Below are 19,840 nucleotides of genomic sequence, written 5' to 3' on the forward strand. Positions count from 1 at the left end.
TAAACTCTAACGTCGATGCAAGCGTAGATATGAGGTTGTTTAGCGAAGGGGGAAGAAATGAGATAAAGGATGAGCTTAATAGGGGGAGTGCGATAGACGAAGCGATAAATTTAATAGCCACTACCGAGAATGCAAAAGTCTCTAAAATATTTGACTATATCGGAGGCTTTACTAGCGGATACGATAAAGATAGCATATCGCTTGCGGCAAATCTTGACGTGCTAAACGATCCTAGTGCCGATATATTTAAAAAGCAACGAGCCGCACAGGATATAGCAAATCAAATGGGGGTAAAAGTTAAATTTGCCAATCTAAACAAAGGAAGCGGAGGAGAATTTAACTCAGACGATCCGAATTCTGTATATATCAATACGAAGCACATTAGCAATGCAAAAGAATTTATGACATTCTTACGACACGAGCTCGTTCATCGCAGCGATAATAAACGAGGTACTTTCATACCTAAAGATCCCGCACAAAATCAATTCGCTACTAATTATGCCTTAGGCATGCTAAGCATGTCGGAAAAGGCTTTAAGATTAAACGGCAGAAGCCTTAACGACTATTCGCCCAAAGTAAATCCTAACGACAAAACTGTCATAGCCGATACCAAATACTTTTACTCGCTGGATCAGAGGAAGAGTGATGATGTTATAAATTATATGCTTCGGGATGAAGATGGTTCATGGGTATCTATTGCGCAGGTGCAAGGAGAATTAGTAGAATTTGTTAGCCGCGGAAGAACTTTATTTATAATAGCACATGGTGGAGCAGTTACTAGCGATGGATCAAAAAATATTATTGGAAGCCGTAGTCACGTTATTAGTAAAACAGCCGATGAAGTATATGGAGATATTATCAATGATAAAACTTGGCAATCTGGAAATGTAGAAGAGATTTATCTAGGTGTATGTTATTCTGCAAGACCTATTACATCTTCAGGTAAATCTTTTGCTGAGGAGTTGCACGATGTTATTAAAACCAATACGGGCAAATCCGTCAAAGTTAAAGGGTTTAGGGGGTCGTATTACTATCGTCCGTACGGTAACGGTCCAGAGAATAGAGATGATACTGTAGTTATAGGAGATAAGGAGAAGTGAAATGAAAAGAATACAAAAGCAAAATATTACTAAATTGAGACGATGTCTCTATGTGATAGTATTGAGCTCAATTCCAATACTATTAATAAGATGGTATATCTTATATCAGCAGAATTTGCCTTGCTCAATCGAGAATATTCATAGTATGAAATTAGAAAAATTTATAATATGCATAGACCATGCATCAAGCTACTCAAAAATGCACATAAGAAATGCATTAAGACGCTTCCCGCACATATCGGATGAGCTACAAACATTAGATGATAATCAAACAAAAATACTTAATGAAGGATTGAGAATACTCAATGATGATGATATGGAGAAAACTATAAGGGGCATGATGATTAATTCAAAGAAATAATAGTATGTATCTTTAAAGTATAAACGCGACGGGCGAATGATAGAAGCCCAGTAAATTTGTAAATTTATGAGGAGCATAAATGACTACTATGTATGTTGCTTTTTATTTATCGTCGGATAAATATAACTTTGATTTTTCGGACTTGATCCTAGATGAGAAGATCAATGAATATAAAATTAGTTATATAAAAAAATATAAAATCGGCGACATAGATGAAAGGCGCGGCAAGGTTAGAAATAGCTGTAGCTGGCTATGCTATACTGCCAAGAAAGAGCACGTATACACGGACGATGCGTTAAAAGATCTGTATGAAATTTTAAAAGCAAACTTTGGCGATATTAAAAAGAGGATATCGGCATTAAAGTTAAACGTTAACATCGATATAATGATAGACGCGGCGGAGAAGGACGATGTATATTCTATCGACTTTAGTAAAGAAATGCTAAAAATGTGCGCCGAACTAAATGCCGATGTGTGCGTAGATGGGATATATTATTAATTTGTGCAGGAATAAAGATAGCGTAGAAAATAAATTTCTAATACTCCACTCAAAAGGTAAAAATGAATAAATTTATAAAACGACTTTCTTTCTTTGTCCTTGTTCTTTTAACCGCCGCTCTCATCTTCCAGGGATCTGCCGCATACACACCAGAAGAATTGTATGAAAAATTTATAAAAAATGATAGTACCTGGAAAAAGGGGAGGATAATAGCTATCCATTCGGCTGCATGTAGCAGTGCAAATTATGCGCAGGAGCTTTCTAATTTAATCTATACAAAAACAGGAAGATCCGTCGTTGTATATGGAACAGGGGGGGGGGGGGGGGATATGGCTACAGCCCTATATTTTTTCCACCAAACATTGCCGACGAAGGCATGGAGAAATTTAAATCAAATATACAAGGAGTAAAAAATGAAAAATAGCTTTCAACAGGCGTTTTTGACGCTGGTAACTTTGATCGCCGGCGGTCTAATGTATTGGGCATTGGATTATCGGTTTTCTCAAGATGCCGAAAGGAAAGATCCTTGCTACTATGAATATTTTAAGGTTTATGATAATAATAAAAGCAGATTCGCTTATTGCATAAACAAAGAGCTAAGGAGGGCGGCTTCTCAGATAAAATATTACTTAAAATTTCTGCCCGAGGATATTAATTTTACATCAGAAGAAGAACACGTAATAGAAAAAGGCAGAATGTTTTCAAATTCGCTTAATGAATTGAAATAATATAGTAAAAGTAGATTTTATAGTAGACGGAAATGGCTTACACTAAATGTCAAGAAATTTAAAATGGCTGGTTAGACAGGAAACATCGACTAATGTAGGAGATTTTGCCAGCCTAACAGGCGCATCATTGAAGAGATATTCTCAAGAGCGCCGAAAGACTGGAAAGTAATGCTACAAAATGACGGTAAAGGAATAAAATTCGTTGATAAAGATGGTGTAGATAGAGTCAGAATACACGCGCCAGAAAATAATCCAAAATTCCCAAGCACCGCAAATACTAATAGTGGATGGATTTTAAGAATTCCGTTTAGTAGAAAAAATATTTTGATGATTCCGGTAAAATATTACCATATGATACTGATGAAACCCACATCCCAATAAAAGGAAACCCAAATGCAAATTAACGGAAAAGAGATATTTGAGAAAGGCGGTCTTGTGTTTAATTTAAGCCGAATGACTTCTTTGGAATACCAGGATAAATATTTAGTACATGCCACGGCAAAATATTATGAAGACCCCGTGGAGATGATAGATTTGTTATATGATAATTGCAAGAATGCTTTATTGGAGCAATTCGAATTTTGCTTCCTGCCATACGAGAGGGATGCGCTAAGAGAGCTTATGGAACTTATAGATAAATATACTGAAGACAATAGTATATTAAAGAGAGATACTTACGATTATCTAGTCTATCAGAACAAATCCTGGATAGAGGTCAGAGAGCTAGCCTTAAAGACTTTGTATACCTTCGGGTATGATTTGGAAGACTTCGACTATGATTAAACCCGGATTAGACCTGCTAGAATGAAATTTATCCTATATATCTTTAATCTGCTGCTATGCCTAAGTGCCTGGGCTTCTATAGATATTATAATGGTATAAGCGATAGCAAATCAAGCTCTATAGGGGCAGGCATAGGCATAAGCGGCAGTAAAAGACAAAAATCAAGGGTTTTTATCCGTAAAATTTAAAAATTCTAAATAAGGAAATAAGATGAAATTTTTAAAACGATACAAAAATATTATTCTATTACCATTTTTCCTGATTATTTCGTTTTTTGTTTTCCGTATGATTTATACGGAAATAATTAGTGAGTGCGCTCCAATGAGGCTTTTTTCAAAAAATTCTCTAAGCAATAGCGGTTATGTTGAGTTAAAAGCAAAATGTATAAAAAAGGCTTTGGAAAATGACGATAGTCACCTTATTATGCAGTATTTTAAAAGAGAAACGAGTGAGTGTCTTAAAATTATTGATGAACCGTCAAAGATCCCACATAATCTGATTAGAGTTAATAGCTTTGAAGAGTGGAAAAAATTAAGGCTTACAGATACTGACAATATAATTTGTCCTATCGGTAATTATAAAAAGAGCGATATTAGCAATGAAAGCAAATAAATTCACAAATCATTCAAATTTACGAAGCTAAGGCTACTCATCAAGCAAAATATTAGCTACAATTTTAAAATTTACTATCTTGCGCCGCGTGTTTTTTGCGGCCATATATCCGATAAATTTAGAAGAGCGCCGCAAAAGGTGCCGTCAAAAAAGCGAAATTTAACGCGAAATTTTATATAATCTTGCGATTTAATGCGAGGAGATAGGATGAATAAAAAGGCGTATTTCGGGAGTTTCGGCGGGCAGTTCGTGCCTGAGACGGCGATGTTTGCGCTCGAGGAGTTGGAGGATGCGTACAGCACCATAGCGCAGACGAAGGAATTCAAAGATGAGCTAGGTTGCTTGCTGCGCGAATATGCGGGGCGTCCGACGCCGCTGTATCACGCCGCGCGTCTTAGCGAGCACTACGGACATGAAATTTATCTAAAGCGCGAGGATCTTAACCATACGGGCGCTCATAAGATCAACAACGCCCTAGCGCAAGCGTTGCTCGCCAAAAAAATGGGCAAAAAAAAGATCATCGCAGAAACCGGCGCGGGCCAGCACGGCGTGGCGACGGCGACGGCAGCGGCGCTATTTGGGCTTGAATGCGACGTGTATATGGGCGAGACCGACGCTGCACGCCAGCAGCTCAACGCCTTTAGAATGCAGCTTCTGGGTGCAAATTTAATCAAAATCGACACCGGCCTTAAAACGCTCAAAGAGGCCACCACTGCGGCGATTCAGGCGTGGGTGAACGAGATCGAGAGCGTATTTTACGTCATCGGCTCGGCGGTCGGACCGCATCCGTATCCGAAGATGGTTAGGGATTTTCAAAGCGTCATCGGCGCCGAGACCAGATCGCAGCTCGCAAGCAAGGGGATCAAAGCCGACTACGTCCTAGCCTGCGTGGGCGGCGGAAGCAATGCGATAGGAATTTTTAGCGCGTTCGTGGATGATCCTAGCGTGCAACTCATCGGCGTCGAAGCGGGCGGCTTGGGCGCGCATACCCCTTATCATGCAGCGACCATTACCAATGGACGCGCGGGCATCATCCACGGCATGAAAACGATCGTATTGCAGGATAAATTCGGCATGATCGAGCCTGTTCACAGCATCTCGGCGGGGCTTGATTATCCCGGCGTAGGCCCGGAGCACGCGCATCTGCACGAGATAAGTCGCGCAAAATACGAAGCGGTAACCGACGATGAGTGTATCACGGCGCTTAAACTGCTCTGTAGGCTTGAGGGCATCATCCCCGCGATCGAAAGCGCGCACGCGTTAGCGTATTTGCAAAAGCTCTGTCCGCAGTTAAAAGGCAAAAAAACGATCGTCGTAAACGTAAGCGGCAGGGGCGATAAGGATATGGATACCGTGATGAATTACAAAAAAGGAACGATTTATGGATAAGATCAAGGCGGCCTTTGCCGGCAAAAAGGCAAACATCGGCTACATCGTGGCGGGCTACCCGAGCCCCGCGCACACGAAGGAGTTCTTGTCAAATTTAGACGAAAGCGTGATCGATCTGCTTGAGATCGGCATCCCGTATTCCGATCCGCTCGCAGACGGCCCCGAAATTTTTAAGGCGAGCTTTTCCGCGGTGCAAAACGGCGTAAACGCGGAGAAGGTATTTGAAATTTTAAAAGGGGTGCAAACGCGCAAGCCGCTTGTGTTTTTGGTCTATTACAACGTGATCTTTGCCTACGGCGCGCGCGAGTTTGTATCTAAGGCGGCGAGCTACGGCATCAGCGGGCTAATAATCCCCGATCTGCCGTATGAGGAAAATGAGGAAATTTTCGCGCTTTGTGAGGAGTTCGGTATCGCGCTCATTCCGCTTATTAGCGTTACGAGCGAGCACCGCGCCGCGCGAGTTTTGAGCCGTGCTCGAGGCTTCATCTACGGCGTGGGCGCTATCGGCGTGACAGGAAGCAAGCAAACTCCGATCTCGCGCCTAAAAAATATGGTCGCCGATCTTAAAAAAATGAGCGATCTGCCCGTAGCGATCGGCTTTGGTATTCGCAGCTCTAGCGACGTTCGCGCCACGAAAGAATACGCAGACGGCGCTATCATCGGCACTGCGATCGTAAATTTATGCGCAAACTATGGCGGGCGCGAGCTGCAAGACAAGATCGCCGAACTTTTTAACTAACGGAAAGAGCATGAAAAAGATATTTTTGATTTTAATCGCAAATTTTTGCCTCGGCGCCAATCTGATGCAATACGATCTTTTCAACCACGACGATAGCGTGGATATCGCCTTGGCGTTTGACTCCGCATACAAGCCAGACATCGTACGCCGCGTCGATGGGCAGTCGATGAGCCTTATTTTAAAAGGGCTCGGCGGCGATGAGAAATTTAACGAGATGCGCACCAACCAAAAGGTCTTAAAAAGCTTTACGATAGCGCCTAAGGGCAAGGATATCGAGATAAATTTCCCCACCGGAGCCGATCTGTCGGTCGATGCTCTTACTCAAGACGGCAATCTCAAGCTCATTTTGCGCGTAAAAAATCCTGCTTTCGATCAGAGCAAGATGAGCGTAAAGAGCGAGGCGAATGAAACGGCGCAAAGCAGCAGCAGCGGGGTTTCCGTGATGCCGATAATCGTAGCATTACTGCTTGCGGCTGCGGCTTTCGTCGGCGTACGAAAATTTTTATCGCATAAGCCGCAAAAAAGTATCGACGAGACATGGCGGGTTTTTGAAGACGACGCTAGCATAGAGGAGGCCGACGTGGACGAAGCGGGCATAGATGAAATTTTAAACGACTCCTCTTTTAAAAATCAGAGCGGATCAAAGAACGCAAATTTTACCAATTATTCTGACTCGCAGGAGTTTGCGAAGAAAGATGAAGCTTCTGCTTTAAATTTAAAAAATTCTAACGACTCGAAAAACGTAGATAGCGCAGATTTTTTAAGAGGCGAGAACGTGAGCGAAGAGAGTGCACACGATAAATTTTACGATGAAGTTGCGCGTGCCGAGCGTTCGGAAGCTACGGAGGCGGACGAAAGCTCTGAGAGCGCCGAGAATATAAGAGCAGAGGATAAAATTTCGCCGCTTAAAGTAGGCCCTGCCGAGAGTGGCACGATGGAATTTCGCGAGGGAGCAAAAGAAAGATCGGATGCAAAAGAGCCCAAGGTTTCGGCATTTAGAAGCATTTTAGAAAATGAGCTGCTTAGCTCGGATACCGCAATACCTAGCGACGTGCGAGTAGAGCTTGTGCGCGAGATCGACGAAAATAATGCTGCCGTAGTGCTAAGCTTCGCGGGCAAAAAACATCTAGTGGTGTTAAAAAGCTCCAACGCTATCGATTGATGAGACGAGAAATTTCGTAACTTGCGGGCTTTGCGACCCATAAAATTTTGCAGTTTGTTAAATTTTAAAAATTATGGAATTTTATAGCGCTAGAAATTTATGCCACATTTAAGCCTCATCGCCAAAAGGTCGCGATGGGGCTTAAATTTAAAAAGAAAGAGGACGCAAGCTCGGGTAAGTTTTAAAATTTAACCCGCGCTTCGCCCATATAAGCTTAATCTAAAATCTTACTTCCAAATCGACGTAGAAATTTCGTCCAGCACCCACCACCACAGTCTCGCGCGTGCGGTTTGCGTTGATATAATGCTTATCGAAAATATTATTTACGCCAAAGCTCACGTCCGCGCCGTCAAGGACTGGAATAACGCCGTTTTTGATCTTGTAGCTTCCTCTGAAATTTGCGATCGTGAAGGACTTATCTACATAAAAATACTCCCTCCCGCGTACAAAATAGGAAGCGGGTTTAGAATGAGGCTTAAAATAGTGGCTTACCTCAAAGCCTAAATTTAAATTGTGCAGAGGCGAGTAGAAAGCGTGCGCGCTTAACTTTTTGGCGTGATTGTTTATGTTTTCGTGCGTCTTTTTATTGTAAATTCTAAGTCGTTCGAAACTCGCGCCGAAATCAAAGTCCTGCGTTTGGTAGTTTGAGCTTAGCTCAAAACCATGCCTTTTGGCTTGATCGATATTTTGATACTGCCCGTATTGTTGCGAAAAGCCGCCCGGCGGTACGCCAAGATGCGGTAGCGGCTTAACGTCAATCATATCTTTGATATTGCCGTTAAAGTAGATAAATTTCATATTGAAGTGATCGTCCGTAAAAATTTCATCCTGTTTAAAACTAAATCCGACCTCGTACTCTTTGACGGTTTCAGGCTTTAGATCGGGATTTGGGATGTAATAATACATTCGGTTTATCGGTCCTGATTGCGATGTTTCGTGCGGCGTAGGCGCGCGGAAACTCTCGCTATATCCCGCTAAAAGAGTAAATTTATCAAAGAGAGTGTAGGCAATTGCCGCGCGTGGAGAAAATCTGGAATCTTTAAATTTCGCGGGTTTGCCTTTGATGTTGCGATCGAATCTATCGTATCTACCGCCCAAGGTAAGCTCTAAATCATCGTGCAAGCGGATCAGATCCTGTGCAAAAAGCCCGTAGCTATTGTATTCGTTCGGAAAGGAGGCGAAATCTCTTAGCGCTCCATTTTGGATAAAGATCGCATCCTCCTGCCTATTTTCGTAATCGCCGCCGAAAGCGAAGCTATGATTTAAAAAGCCCGTATCAAATTCCGAGATATTTTTGATCTCTAGCCCCTTACGATCGTCTTTGTTCGTGTAACTGCCGGTATCTGCGCCGCTGGTATAGCCGCGTTTATACTCAGCTCTGCTTTTATAGGCCTTAAAAGACATATCAACTAGCGGGCTTTGCGGCGTAAAGCTCCAATCAAAAACGTAATCTCTCTGGCTTAAATTTCCGCTTACGAAGAGATCTGCATCATTTTGCCATAGTGTCTGCCACATCGTGTGTAAATTTTCGTCGTAATCAAAGGCGCTGAAGCTTATGCGGTGATCGTCTAAATTTGCGCCGATCTTAAAAAATCCGGTATCGATATGCTCGTTATTAAAGCTCTTATCGTAGTCCGGGGCGTAGTGCGTGCCGCCGTCTGCGAACTTGATATTGCCGTAGCTTGCGCGCTTGCCGTAGAGTAAAACATCAATCGGAATCTCCTCGCCCTTGCCGTAGACCGCGCCGCGCGTGCTATGCATATTGTTTGATTCAAGCCTCTGTCCTAGCATCAAACCTACGCTTTTGCCCTCGCTTAGATAATCGCTCGCGCTTTTGGTCTGCATATTTACGATACCGCCGATCGCGCCTGAACCGTGAAGCACGGACGAGGCGCCCTTTATGACCTCGACGCGCTTTAAAATGTCGCTATCGGTGCGAAAGGATGAGATCATATTTGAGTACATCCCCGCGCTTCTGCGCACGCCGTCTTGCTTGATGATGACGCGCTCGTCGCTTTGATATCCGAATCCGCGGATCTGAAACTGCCTGCCGATCTGACGCCCCATATCCATGCTGCCATCAACGCCCGGTATCTGCATGATCGAATCGATCACGTTGGTTTTGGCTTTCATATCCTTGGGGGTTAAAATTCCGGCCGAGCCCGCGTATTTTAGGTTATCGACCGCGCTTACCGTCGCTTGTACGACGATTTGGCCTAGATCCTGCGACTTCGTGGCGTTATTTTCGGCCGCATTCGCTCCGCCTATTGTGCCTATCGCAAGCGGCACCAATAAAATTTGCTTTTTCATGCCTCGACCTTTGAAATAAAATTGAAATACATTATTATATATCTACACACTTAAATAAGGTTGAAATTTAATTTCAAAAACATTTGAAATTTGTTTTTATTGGCGGTAAGTATGCGCTCTTTCTGAGCTACTTCTGCGTTTTGACTGCGTCTTGTCCGCACCCTGTCCGCGCCGCTCCTGCACTGTTTCCGCACCTTGCCTGCGCCGTATTTGGACGGATAAATTTGGCGTTTTTATCTCAACAAAGAGTCTAAATTTAAACATCAGCGATTCGTTTACGTCTAAATTTAGCAATTGCCCGAGCGACTTAAATTTCTTGCTTTTCATAAATTTAGATCGAAATTTATTAACTTTTTATTTTACAAAGGATAAAATCGCGCCTAAGAGATCGGTCGATCTAGATTATTTCAGGATTTTTTCATGAATAACGTTAAATGGTACATCATCGCAGGCGCCGTGCTAGGCGTGCTGGGTGCGACGCTGGTGCATTTCGGAAACCCGGGCAATATGGGCGTTTGCGTCGCTTGCTTTTTACGCGATACCACGGGCGCGCTGGGCTTTCACCGAGCTGCCGCGGTGCAATACATCCGCCCGGAGATCATAGGGCTTGTGTTCGGCGGCTTTTTAGCAAGCGTATTTTGGACGCGCGAGTTTGCGCCGGTTACCGGCAGTTCGCCGTTTGCGAAATTTTTCCTAGGGATTTTCGCGATGATCGGTTGCCTCGTATTTTTGGGATGCCCTTGGCGCGCGTTTTTGCGCCTAGGCGGCGGCGATTTGACCGCGCTAGCCGGATTAGCGGGTCTGATCTGCGGCGTACTCATTGGGTTTTTGCTTAAAAAGCGCGGCTATGAGGCGAGTAAAGAGGCAAGGCTTAGCGGCGCGATCGGAATTTTGCCCGTGCTACTGGGCGCTGCGCTGCTTGCGGCCTTGATTTTCGGACTCAAAACGGGCGAGGGCGGCGCGCTTTTTATCTCCGCTAAAGGCCCTGGTTCGCAACACGCTGCGGTAGGCATCTCGCTGGCTGCGGGCATTATCGTGGGTGCGGTGATGCATAGAAGCAAATTTTGCAGCGTCGGCGCGTTCGGTAGAATTTTTCGCGGCGATTTCTCGATGTTTTGGGGCGTGCTAAGCGTCATCGCGTTTGCAAGCATCGCAAATATCGCATTCGGACAATACAAACTCGGCTTTGACGACCAGCCTATCGCACACAACGATTTTGTTTGGAATTTCTTAGGCATGGTGCTCGCAGGTCTTTGCTTCAGCCTCAGCGAAGGCTGCCCGGGCAAGCATCTGGTGCAGGCCGGCACGGGAAATTTAAGCTCGGGCATATTCGTCATCGGCATGGCGGCTGGCGCTGCAATCGCGCACAATTTCTTGCTCGCAAGTTCGGCTAAAGGCATCACCGAGTTCGCTCCTTACGCGGTTGCGATCGGTTTTGTTTTTGCGCTTTACGTGGGGATTTTTCAAAGACGCGGCGCTTAAGGCTGATATTTAATCTCAGAGATCAATCTATACAGAGGCGGTGTATCTAGTCAAGCTCTGGCGGCGTACTTATAAAGAAATACGCTGCCGGAGCGGAGTGCTCGCTGCAAGACTGGCGCAAGCAGCTAGAGATGGAATTTAAGAATTTGTAGCCGTATTCATAACGCGATAAAGCAAATGATAAAATAGATTCTGCGCAAGAAAGATTACGATCAATTTTTAAGAGTCGCTCCTTTAAATTTTAAAATTTAAAGGCTTTGCCGTTTGAGGCTTTTTTCATTTAAAACTCTTTAATTATTAATTAAAATCCAGTCATACGTGGCGCTGAGTCTTATCCAAATCAATGTCTTTTGTCCTCATAAAAAATTCTTTTATCCTGGCGTAATCGTCCATAGTTTCTATCGTAAAGGCGATATCTTTATCCTTGCCTCGAATTATTATATTATCGTAGAATATAAGTCTAAGACGGAATTTAAAAACTAAAAAATATATAAATTTTAAGATGAATAAAAACAAAAACGTCAATATTAATATAAAAATTACTTTGGAACTACCTGTTTCTATATATTTTCTTACGCCGATAGCTAATACCAATATGCAGATCAATAAAAAAGCGATTATCGTAGCATACGGATCAAATTTTAAGAAAAATCTATAAAAAGCGCCTTGCCTCCTAAGCCACTCATTATCTCTTGCAAAATAGGCTCTTTTTACATCCTTAAGATCATCTAAGAATATAGTTTTTTCGGGCATTTTATTTGTATAATAAGTAACTCGATCATTATAAATTTTTACAAATTTCTTATTATAAAAATTTGTAAAATATTCCATTATGATAGGCAATCCGAAAAATGGAAATACTATAAAAAGCTGATTATATCTAGTTTGATTGGGTTCGTATGAATACATAAAAATCATAATCGCAAGCGTGCATACCGTAGCAAGAACTATATAAAAATTCGTCCTATCTTTGAGCACTAAAGGCTCTTTATTATAATCACTAGCGCAACTCGGATTTTGTCTGAACTTAGTAAGACTTATGCTTTCGTTTGAATTTATAGCGGAGCCATTCGTGAGTTTTTCAAATTTAAAATTTTTACTGTCAGAATTTTCGGCATCAGAATTCCTCTTCGAGCTCTGCTCTAAATTTTGACGCCGTTCATTTAAAATTTTATTTAGCTTCTCAAGCCTCTGTTTTTTATTCATCTTTTATTCTTTATAGTCTACACAAAAATTTGCGGCGGGATTTTATCTAAATTTTTCCCTATTTTGAGTAGAAAATAGGCTTTTAGCTCTTTGTATTCTTTACTTGTTAATATGCTTACTTCGATATAATTACCATTGCTCATAAAAATAAGGCTGTCGTTTCCTATGTCAAATCCCAAATTTTTCTTAAATCTAAATATGATTAAGGGCGCAAACGCTAAAAATAAGGAGATCGGCACAATTAAAATTCCATAAGAAATTTTATTTTTAAAAGTTACTACCAAAGATAAAAGGATTATCCACACGAACGCGACAAAAAATGTTGAAATTTTACCTTTTTTCGTCATTTTAAAAGTAGACGGTCCAAAGGTGCGTTTTATCGCAATTATTTCGGATAAATTTATAGAGTATAGAGTCGCCTTCTTTTTCTCTGAATAATATTCGATAACTGAATTTTTAAATTTCATATAGCAGGTGCTAAATTTATCCGAAAGTTCTAGCCAGCGTTTAACGGATCTTGGCGAGTCTTGCCTTGTTCCAAAATCTATGAAATTAAGAAAATACAGAAATGGCGAATAAAATTTAATCATCTCTATTGAATTATCTTTTATGATTATCGGCTCTTTATCGTAATCCCTTGCTTGAGTTTTATAATTTCGCAAGGGCGTATCAGCGGCGCAAGAGAGATCGCTTTGCGATTTTTGTTCAACGGCATTCGTAAAATTTCGTTCGCTGACATTTATAGAATTTCGCCTGCCATCGCTCGTAAATTTTAGCCCACCACCCGCCAAATTTCGCTTATCGCAATTTTTATTTTGCAAGAAGTCCTTTATATTTTCATCATACCGCGTTTTGCTTATGCCAAACCTAGCAATTTCGTCATTACGCATTTGGTTCCTCCTTATACGCGCTTGATTTAGATATAACTATCGCGCGAGTTTGCACGCAGAGATCAGCCTTGCGCATTTTTTAAAATTTGCAAAATTTCGCTTATCTTTTGCGGATCTTTGATGCCTCGCGCATCCTCCACCCGGCTGTTTAGATCGATAGCGTAAGGGCGCAGCGCGAGCGCTTCAAGGATATTTTGCGCACCGATGCCGCCTGCAAGAATAAAAGAGATCGCGTCGCCTTTGGAAGCGGTGCTACACTTATCCGCGCTATCATCCTTTGCGGCACCCAACTTGCCCACCTCACTGCCGTCATTCGTAATATTTGGCGCGCTCGCCTCATAGTCGTTTACACCTTGATTATTGACGCCTTCGCTTGTGGGTCTTACACCACTCAGCCGAGCGGTAGCACACGCACTAAATTTGCACTCATCGTCATTTTTTTCGGCGCGACGATCGGCGTTCGTTTCTTGTTTCGTATTGCTCGATCGAACAATATCATGTGTGCGTTCGCTCACTTCATTGCTATTAGAGGCACGGCAGACGTCGCTTACTATCTCGAGCTTTAAATTTCCGTTTTCGTTATGCTCCGCGCAAGAATTGCCGCAGCTGCCGTTTTTATCGCGCTTTAAATTCCCCTCGCTATATCCGTTACAGATCGCGCTATGTTTAAGATAGCTCCTTGCGCTGTCTGAGCCTTGAGCCGTGCCTGCTGCATAGCATTTTTCGTCACTTGTTGCGTTATTTTGCGTATCGCAGTGCCCGCTAGCCGAGTCGTATTTTGTGTCGTCTGTATTTTGAGCCGTGCTGCCCGCGCAGTATTTTTTACTGTTCGCCCCGTCGTATTGTTCTTCGTAGCCAAGCCCTGCGCGTCGCAACAGATACCAGTCGAAGCTCACGCCGTTGCCGCCCAGGCTCACTCCTTTGGCATCGAATAATATCCGATCGAAGCTCAAACCCTCAAGCGGCGGCATCTCAGCGCCGATACTTAGCACCTGCCACGCCTCGATGCCCGCCGCGTTAAGCCGCGCTTTAAAATTCGCGCTTATGCGTCCATAAATCTGAGCGCAATCCAGCTCGCAAAGGCTGCAAATTTTTAAAATTTGCTCTTCGCTTAGGGTTTCCGCATCTAAAATTTCAGAATTTAGATCTTTTACCGAGGCGGACACAACGCAGTTTGCGTTTAAATTTACGCTCAAATACTCGCGCTCGTTTTCGTAAAATTTTAAGCCGCCGCTCTTGCTCACGTAAATTTTATCTTTGCAAATTTCATCGCTGCAGGCTTTGCCTCTAAAATTTTCGCTCGCGGCGACGCTGTGTTTTTCGGAGCTCAAAGCAAAAACTCCGACGCACTTTGCGCCGTTTTCATGCGCAATACGCGCGATCTCGCGCGCTGTCTCTATACTCACGCGGCGCTTAGAGCTTGATACGAATATCACGCCTAAAAATTCCGCCCGCAAGCTCGAGCCGTCGCCATGGCTTCGTAAACCGATATCGAAATTTTTATCGCAATCGGAATTTTGCTCAGACGTAAAATTTGCATGATTTTGCGCACGGCAGGTAAAATTCTCGCCGCCCTGATTAAAATTTTGTGCGAAATTTTGGCCGTCAGAATTGAAATTTCGCGTAGCATTCTCGGCATCCGAATTAAAATTCCGCCCAGAATTTTTGCCGCAAAAATTAGAATTTTTTATTGAGCTCTCGCCGCCTGATCGCGGTAAATTTTTAGCGTCGTCCGCGCTCTCTAAATTTACGCATAAAGCCGAGCTGCACGCCAGCACCGCACGGGCTTCTGCGGCGCTTTTGATGCCGCAAATTTTGATCTTACTTCTGTACGACATATAAAAATTCCGTCACGTAAAGCTCGCGCGCGTTTAAATTTCTGCTCGCGCGGTAGGTCGGATAGCGGATCTCTATCGTGCGCACGGAGCCGATTTGCGCGAGGTTTTTTAAAAATTCCGCCTTCGAGATAAAGCCCTCGGAATTAAAAGAGATTATTAAAAATTTCGCCGGAAATTTCGCCAGCAGCGCGAAAAATTCCTCAGCAGAGCTTGATTTTTTGTTGTAGGCAGAGCGGTTCCAGTCCGCGGGAATCCCAGAGACCTTGCTAAGCCCCACAGCATTTGGGCGCTTACCCTCGTTTATAAAATCCGTGATCAAATTTAGCATAAAATAGTTCGAGCCGTAGGGGTGCTGATTGTAGGGCGGATCAAAATACGCGACGTCAAGCTGCGAAAAGCACTCGCGCGCGCTCTGTGCAAAGCACGCGGCATCCTCTTTAAAGACCGCGCTTTCGCAGACGAAGCTTGAAAGCACGGGCAGGCGCAAAGAAATCTCGCCCATTATGCGAGCTAGCGCGTTTTCGCCGCTGCCGCCGAACTTGCCTACGCCCGCTTTGTCCTTGTAAAAGCCCTTAAAAACGCCGCCCGTGTTTGAGTGGATACTCGCCTCGCTAAGCAGCGGCGCGGTGAAAAAATCGCGAAATTCTTGCGGGATTTTACCGATCTGCTCGCAAAGCCCGCCCAAAATCAGGGCGTTTCGGCGCGTGTAAAAAGCGCGCTCGCCCACTTTAATATCCTCATCGTCCTTCGGCGCGTACAGCTCGCTAAAAAAGCTCTCCTTCGGCGTAAAATTTCTTAAAATTTCAGCGTGCAGCTCGTTTAAATCCCGCCACAGTTCGTCGCTAAAATTTGAAAGATAGCAGGAGTTTATCGCGCGCGAGTAGCCCTCCAGATCGTTTGCGATCACGAGGTTTGAGTGCGCTTTGGCCAGGCGCGCGACGATGCCGCTGCCGCTAAAGACGTCTGCGAAGCTGATCTTGCCCTGCCCAAGCTCCGCTTTGATTTCGTAGATCGCCCGCTCTATCGGCGCTAGCAGCGAGCGCTTGTTGCCCAGATAGCTGATGAGCTGCTCGCTTAAAAACTCCCTCTTTTCGCCGCTAGCCATCTAAGCTCTCGCTCCTACGTAGTTTTCGTAAAATTTCCACGTCTTGCCCGATTTGATCGCCTCTAAAATGAGCGGCTTAGCCTCCGCAGGGCTTGAAACGACATCCGCGCAGTATAGCGCAAACATCGCATTTAGCACGACGATGTCAAATTTTGGCCCGCTCAGCTCGCCTTTTAAAATTTGCTTTAAAATCTTGGCATTAGCCTCGCCATCGCCGCCTTCGATATCGCTGTGAAATGCCCGAGCGAAGCCGAACTGCTCGGGACTTACGCGGTATTCTAAAATTTTGCCGTCCTTGACCTCGTGGATTAGCGTCTCGTCGCACAGGCTGATCTCATCCATGCCGTCCATGCCGTGTACCACCAGAGCGTGCTTGCGCCCCAAAATCATCAGCGTTTCGGCGATGAGCCCGTTTACTTCCTCCAGATAATTTCCTACGATCTGATTGCTTAGGCTTAAATTCGGATTTAAAAGCGGCCCCATTATATTAAAGACGGTGCCGATTTTTAGGCGGTTGCGCACCTCTTTGACCTCGGCGGTGATCTTGTGAAAAAACGGCGCGTGAAAAAACGCTAGCCCGGTGTGATCTAGCAGCGCTCTAATCTGCGCCAGATCGCTAAGTAGCGGCACGCCCAGAGCGTCCAGCGCATCGGAGCTTCCCGATCTGCTAGTAATCGCGCGGTTACCGTGCTTGGCGACGCGCACGCCGAAGCTTGCCGCGATAAAGGCCACGGTCGTAGAGATATTGATCGTCTTTAGTCTATCGCCGCCCGTGCCTACGATGTCAAACATCGGGCTCGGATCGTCGTAGGTGATCGAGTATTTTAATATACTGCGCACGAGCGCCGTAAGGCTGCTTGGATAGAGCGATTTTTCGCTGATTAGCACGAGCAGCCCCGCAAGCTGCACGATGTCGTAATCCTGCTCGTAAAGCGCCTTGCAAATGACGGCGTAATCGTCGCTGTCTAACGGGAAGCCCTTTTGTAGCTTCAACATAAACGGGGCGAAATTTACCACGAGTTTCTCCTTTAAAATTATCTTTTTGCCGTAATTGATGAAATTTTCGATGATCTTTTTGCCGTATTGCGTAAAAAAGCTCTCGGGATGAAATTGGATGCCTAAAACCGGCTTACTTCGGTGTTTCATCGCCATTATAATGCCGTCATTTTCGCTCTTTGCTAAAATTTCAAACTCGCTCGGCAACGTCGCTTCGTCCACATAAAGCGAGTGGTAGCGCATCACTTCAAATTTACGCGGCAGCCCGCTAAAAAGTACGCCGTCACTAAAAATTTCGATCGCCGAGCTCTTGCCGTGCAGCGGCACCTCCAGCTGCTTTATCTCCGCGCCCGCCGCATATCCGATCGCCTGATGCCCCAAACACACGCCCAAAATCGGCACGTCCAAATCCGCGCGCAAAATATCCAGGCAGACGCCGCTGTCTTTTGGATGATTTGGTCCGGGACTTAGGATTATGTGCGACGGGGCAAGTTCGCGCACCCGCTGCAGCGTTATCTCGTCGTTGCGGAAGTAACGCACCTCCTCACCCGTGAGCTCCAAAATGTATTGATAAATATTAAAAACGAAGCTGTCGTAATTATCTATCATTAAAATCAAAATTTTATCCTTTTTTAGGGCGTTTGCGCCTCTTTCAAATTCTAAATAGTTTAAATTTAACCGCTTTGCGGCAGGTAAATTTAGCGCCGTTTTAGCGCCGCTGCGGGCTAAATTTAAATTCCGCCCGCGCCCGCGGCATTACTGAGTCGCGACCTTGTGCTGCTTTGCAGCCGATATGTATCTCGGCTTTGCGGCGCTTGATGAAGCTAGCCGTAAATTTTAACGCTCTCGCAGCGATCACGCTTTAAATTTAGCCGAATCAAACTCGCACCGAAAAGCGGCGCGCCCGGATGGTTAAATTTAAAACGTCTAAACTTCCTCGCATAGCTCCTCGATCGCCTTAAGCGGGCTTTTGCGCTTTTTGCAGATCTCCGCGTATTCGCTCTTTGGTGAGCTGTCGTAAACGATACCCGCGCCCGCGCCGATAAATACGAGATTGTTTAGCCCTTCGCAGCCGAAATTCTCCGCGCTAAATTTAGCGACCTCAAACCGCATCGCGCGGCTAAAGCTCGGCTCGCTTTCTAAATTTAGCGCCCCGCCGCTGCCCTTTTGCGCCGCGACACCGCAAAGCTCCGTCGTCTCGGGATTTTCGCCGTCGCAAAGTTCCGTCGCTTGGGAATTTATCCAGCCGCAAGTAGCGTCTAAATTTAAACCGGAATTTCGTTTAAAATCCTCGTCCGAGCAGGAATCTTGCGCGTCGCGATTTAAAAAGATCGCCGAGCGGATCAAGATCGCCTGCATCACGTCGCCGCTAAAGCGCCAAAACCCGATTCCGCCGCCGTATATACCGCGCTCGTAGCGCTCCAGCTCGTTTATGATCTGCATCGCGCGGATCTTCGGGCTACCGCTTAGCGTGCCCGCAGGAAAGATCGTGCTAAGCACCTCAAACGCGCTCACCCCGCGCGGCTTGGTGCCGTAGACCTCGCTTACGATGTGCATCACGCTTTCGTAGCGCACGACGCGCATCGCATTTTGCACCCGCACCGAGGCTGGCGCGGCGAATTTGCCGATGTCGTTGCGAGCTAGATCGATCAGCATCCGATGCTCCGCAAGCTCCTTTTCGTCACTTAAAAGCTCGCGCTCAAGCGCCGCGTCCGCTTCGGCATTTGCGCCTCTGCTACGGGTGCCCGCAATGGGAGCGACGAAAATTTCGTCCTTTTTGATCTCCATAATGAGCTCGGGACTGGAGCCCGCGACGCAGCCGTAGGGCGTCGGGAAGTGAAACATATAGGGACTCGGATTGTTCTTTTTGAGTCGCTCGTAAAACTCCAGGCTACCGAGATTCGTGCCGATTTTTAAAATTTCACCCAGCACGACCTGAAACACGTCGCCGCTTTTTATCTTTTCTTTCGCTTCTTCGACCATCTCGCTAAAATGAGACTCCTCGGCGCTAAGATCGGTTAAAATTTTAAATTTAAGCTCTCTTTTCTGCGGCGCGGGCTTCGCTACGTTTTGCGATTTTGAGCCGCCCTTTATAGCGGCGTCCGCTCTTGCAGCACTCTGGGACGCAGCTGCTGTTTCGACGGCGACCTGTTGTGAAGCCTGCGAGCTAAGCCCGCGCAGGCTTTCGTAAATTTGGGCGTCTTTGCCGTAAAAATCGTAAATTTTGCTGATTTTATCGTAGTGCAGGTAGTTTGCGGCGTCGGCGTAAAAAAACGGCGGGAAGTCATACAGCGCCTGCTTCGGCGCGCCGATATTTTCGAATGTGCGCACGATGTCGTAGCCCAAAACGCCGAAAAGCCCGGCAAAGCTCGCGTTTTTAAACTCGCTCGCGCCCTCTTTTGCGCCCTTTACCTCATCAAATTTAAGCCTCAAAGCCTCAAAACTCATCTTAAATCCGTCGAAATAATCGCAATCGATGCCGATGATGACCTGAGTGTCGTCCTCTGCGAGGTAGCTTTGCGGATGCGTCTTTAAAATTTCGCGGTAGTAAAACAGCGGCTCTTCTAAAAGCATTTTCGTCCTTGGAATTTTTAGCGCCATTATACGCTGCTTAGCTTAAATTTGAGCGGGCGGCGCGAG

General features: G+C 45.1%; 18 protein-coding genes. 11 read left to right on the forward strand and 7 right to left on the reverse strand.

Features of this window, described 5'->3' with window-relative positions; genetic code table 11:
- The 10 genes from QZ367_RS10140 to QZ367_RS10185 all read left to right on the forward strand — a co-directional run.
- The coding region (locus QZ367_RS10140; protein ID WP_291940314.1) for a hypothetical protein at nt 1-1,100 on the forward strand (1,100 nt) is incomplete at its 5' end.
- 1 nt (nt 1,101) lies between these two features.
- The gene (locus QZ367_RS10145; RefSeq protein WP_291940316.1) at nt 1,102-1,461 is read left to right on the forward strand and encodes a hypothetical protein; all 360 of its coding nucleotides are present in this window, start codon (nt 1,102-1,104) and stop codon (nt 1,459-1,461) included.
- A 79-nt stretch (nt 1,462-1,540) separates the two neighbouring features.
- Nucleotides 1,541-1,960: a hypothetical protein gene (locus QZ367_RS10150; protein ID WP_291940318.1), complete on the forward strand. Its 420-nt coding sequence runs from the start codon at nt 1,541-1,543 to the stop codon at nt 1,958-1,960.
- A gap of 62 nt (nt 1,961-2,022) precedes the next feature.
- Nucleotides 2,023-2,370, forward strand: coding sequence for a hypothetical protein (locus QZ367_RS10155; RefSeq protein ID WP_291940320.1), 348 nt, complete (start codon nt 2,023-2,025; stop codon nt 2,368-2,370).
- Between the two features lie 3 nt (nt 2,371-2,373).
- Nucleotides 2,374-2,688: a hypothetical protein gene (locus QZ367_RS10160; protein WP_291940322.1), complete on the forward strand. Its 315-nt coding sequence runs from the start codon at nt 2,374-2,376 to the stop codon at nt 2,686-2,688.
- Nucleotides 2,689-3,081: 393 nt separating this feature from the next.
- The gene (locus QZ367_RS10165; RefSeq protein ID WP_291940324.1) at nt 3,082-3,471 is read left to right on the forward strand and encodes a phytanoyl-CoA dioxygenase; all 390 of its coding nucleotides are present in this window, start codon (nt 3,082-3,084) and stop codon (nt 3,469-3,471) included.
- A gap of 210 nt (nt 3,472-3,681) precedes the next feature.
- Complete coding sequence (locus tag QZ367_RS10170; RefSeq protein WP_291940326.1) at nt 3,682-4,083, forward strand: hypothetical protein; 402 nt, start codon at nt 3,682-3,684, stop codon at nt 4,081-4,083.
- Between the two features lie 207 nt (nt 4,084-4,290).
- Nucleotides 4,291-5,472: a tryptophan synthase subunit beta gene (trpB, locus tag QZ367_RS10175; protein ID WP_291940328.1), complete on the forward strand. Its 1,182-nt coding sequence runs from the start codon at nt 4,291-4,293 to the stop codon at nt 5,470-5,472.
- Nucleotides 5,465-6,211 (forward strand): tryptophan synthase subunit alpha, encoded by a 747-nt coding sequence (gene trpA, locus QZ367_RS10180; protein WP_291940330.1) that lies wholly within the window; start codon nt 5,465-5,467, stop codon nt 6,209-6,211. Before trpB ends, trpA begins: the two co-directional genes overlap by 8 nt.
- A 10-nt stretch (nt 6,212-6,221) precedes the next feature.
- Nucleotides 6,222-7,373 carry a hypothetical protein gene (locus QZ367_RS10185; protein ID WP_291940331.1) on the forward strand — a complete coding sequence of 384 codons (1,152 nt, stop codon included), beginning with the start codon at nt 6,222-6,224 and terminating at the stop codon, nt 7,371-7,373.
- Nucleotides 7,374-7,592: 219 nt separating this feature from the next.
- On the opposite strand, the gene QZ367_RS10190 is transcribed toward QZ367_RS10185, so the two are convergent.
- Nucleotides 7,593-9,683, reverse strand: a complete 2,091-nt coding sequence (locus QZ367_RS10190) for a TonB-dependent receptor (protein ID WP_291940333.1) — start codon at nt 9,681-9,683, stop codon at nt 7,593-7,595.
- 420 nt (nt 9,684-10,103) lie between these two features.
- On the opposite strand from QZ367_RS10190, the gene yedE reads away from it, so the two are divergent.
- Nucleotides 10,104-11,165 carry a YedE family putative selenium transporter gene (gene yedE / locus QZ367_RS10195; RefSeq protein WP_291940335.1) on the forward strand — a complete coding sequence of 354 codons (1,062 nt, stop codon included), beginning with the start codon at nt 10,104-10,106 and terminating at the stop codon, nt 11,163-11,165.
- 312 nt (nt 11,166-11,477) lie between these two features.
- Here the strand turns inward: yedE and QZ367_RS10200 are convergent, their stop codons facing one another.
- The 6 genes from QZ367_RS10200 to QZ367_RS10225 form a co-directional block, all read right to left on the reverse strand.
- The gene (locus QZ367_RS10200; protein ID WP_291940337.1) at nt 11,478-12,371 is read right to left on the reverse strand and encodes a hypothetical protein; all 894 of its coding nucleotides are present in this window, start codon (nt 12,369-12,371) and stop codon (nt 11,478-11,480) included.
- A 17-nt stretch (nt 12,372-12,388) separates the two neighbouring features.
- Nucleotides 12,389-13,261: a hypothetical protein gene (locus QZ367_RS10205; protein ID WP_291940339.1), complete on the reverse strand. Its 873-nt coding sequence runs from the start codon at nt 13,259-13,261 to the stop codon at nt 12,389-12,391.
- 62 nt (nt 13,262-13,323) lie between these two features.
- On the reverse strand, nt 13,324-15,099 hold the full coding sequence (locus QZ367_RS10210) for a hypothetical protein (protein WP_291940341.1): 1,776 nt from the start codon (nt 15,097-15,099) through the stop codon (nt 13,324-13,326).
- Nucleotides 15,083-16,204: a DNA adenine methylase gene (locus tag QZ367_RS10215; RefSeq protein WP_291940343.1), complete on the reverse strand. Its 1,122-nt coding sequence runs from the start codon at nt 16,202-16,204 to the stop codon at nt 15,083-15,085. The genes QZ367_RS10210 and QZ367_RS10215 overlap by 17 nt, the downstream gene beginning before the upstream one ends.
- A complete protein-coding gene (gene trpD / locus QZ367_RS10220) occupies nt 16,205-17,818 on the reverse strand; it encodes an anthranilate phosphoribosyltransferase (protein WP_291940345.1) in 1,614 nt (537 codons plus the stop codon).
- A gap of 309 nt (nt 17,819-18,127) precedes the next feature.
- Nucleotides 18,128-19,774 carry an anthranilate synthase component I family protein gene (locus QZ367_RS10225; protein WP_291940347.1) on the reverse strand — a complete coding sequence of 549 codons (1,647 nt, stop codon included), beginning with the start codon at nt 19,772-19,774 and terminating at the stop codon, nt 18,128-18,130.
- Nucleotides 19,775-19,840 lie beyond the last annotated feature (66 nt).

This window comes from Campylobacter sp., from assembly GCF_019423325.1.
In the GTDB taxonomy this organism is placed as follows: domain Bacteria; phylum Campylobacterota; class Campylobacteria; order Campylobacterales; family Campylobacteraceae; genus Campylobacter_B.